Source organism: Hymenobacter coccineus, assembly GCF_001816125.1.
Classification (GTDB): domain Bacteria; phylum Bacteroidota; class Bacteroidia; order Cytophagales; family Hymenobacteraceae; genus Hymenobacter; species Hymenobacter coccineus.
Genome location: NZ_MDZA01000283.1, coordinates 1 through 1,243, shown reverse-complemented (window position 1 = coordinate 1,243; position 1,243 = coordinate 1). Strand labels below are relative to the sequence as shown.

Sequence of the window (1,243 nt, the reverse complement as noted above, 5' to 3'; positions counted from 1 at the left end):
TTGAGGTGGTCTAGACTAGGCGCACAGAAGCAGGACGTATATTTCCTGAGTCATGAGCGCAGAAAAGAGCAAGAAGACGCCGGATAAGCGGCGCAAATACGATGACGCTTTCAAAGCAGAAGCGCTACGCCTGGCTTCGGAGAGCCGCAGCACGCAGGCGGCCGCGCAGCAATTGGGCATTAGCCCCAAGCTGCTCTACCGCTGGCAGCAGGCCAAGCTTGTGGCCGAAGTAGGCAGCGTGGAGGTCGCTCGCGACCCGGAAGTACGCCAGCTGCGCGCCCAGTTGAAGCGGGCCGAGCAGGAACTCGACATTTTAAAAAAAGCCTTGGTCATCTTTGGCCAGCCGACCCGGTGAGCACCTACCGCTACATCGCCCAGCGGCAGAGTCGAGTACCCGTGCGGCAGCTCTGTCAGGTGCTGCGCGTGTCCGCTAGTGCGTACTACACCTGGCAACGGCAGCAAGCACCTGCCCCAGAGCCAGCGTGGCAAGTGGCTATGCGCGCACAGTTTAACTGGCATTCCGCTCGTTATGGTACCCGCCGCTTGCGCGCCGAGCTGCACGCGCAAGGCTATCAGGTAGGCCGCTGGCGTATCCGGCGGGCGTTGGCCGCCGCAGGTTTGCGGGCCCAGCAGCCGCGCTCGTTTGTACCGCGCACCACGGACTCCGACCCCAGCGTGCGGGCCGCCCCGAACCTCTTGCTGGACCAACCCGCCCCCACCGCCCCGAACCGGGTCTGGGTGGGCGACATCACGTATTTGCCTAAACAAGGCGGGGGCTGGCTCTATCTGGCCACCTGGCTCGACCGCTACTCGCGCAAAGTGGTAGGCTGGGACGTGCGCGAATCCATGCCCGCAGACTTGGTCAGCGAGGCGCTACGTCGGGCGCTGGCCGTGCGCCAACCAGCGGCTGGGCTTCTCATTCATTCCGACCAAGGTAGCCAGTACTCGGCGACCAACTTTAAGGCCTTAGTGGCCCACCATGAAGCGCTACAAAGTATGAGTCGTCGCGGAAACTGCTATGATAATGCGCACGCCGAATCCTTTTGGAGTCGGCTCAAAACCGAGCTACTTGCCGGCGGTAGCTTCCGCAACCTAACGGAAGCTCGGCTGGAAATCAGCCACTACCTCGCTTATTACAATGCTGAACGGCGGCATTCGGCCCTGGGCTACCTCGCCCCCAACCACTTCGAAACCCATTTTCAAACTGCGTCCCAACTCTGTGCGGCTTAGCTAGACCACCTCA

Annotated in this window: 2 protein-coding genes; both read left to right on the top strand. The window is 61.8% G+C overall.

Features of this window, described 5'->3' with window-relative positions; genetic code table 11:
- Nucleotides 1-52 precede the first annotated feature (52 nt).
- Nucleotides 53-355: a transposase gene (locus BEN49_RS15275; protein WP_070744815.1), complete on the top strand. Its 303-nt coding sequence runs from the start codon at nt 53-55 to the stop codon at nt 353-355.
- Nucleotides 352-1,230, top strand: a complete 879-nt coding sequence (locus tag BEN49_RS15270; protein ID WP_070744813.1) for an IS3 family transposase — start codon at nt 352-354, stop codon at nt 1,228-1,230. The genes BEN49_RS15275 and BEN49_RS15270 overlap by 4 nt, the downstream gene beginning before the upstream one ends.
- The last annotated feature ends 13 nt before the right edge of the window (nt 1,231-1,243 follow it).

Coding starts and splice junctions, on each gene's coding strand:
- BEN49_RS15275 (WP_070744815.1), top strand. CDS start 53: ATGAGCGCAGAAAAGAGCAAGAAGACGCCGGATAAGCGGCGCAAATAC.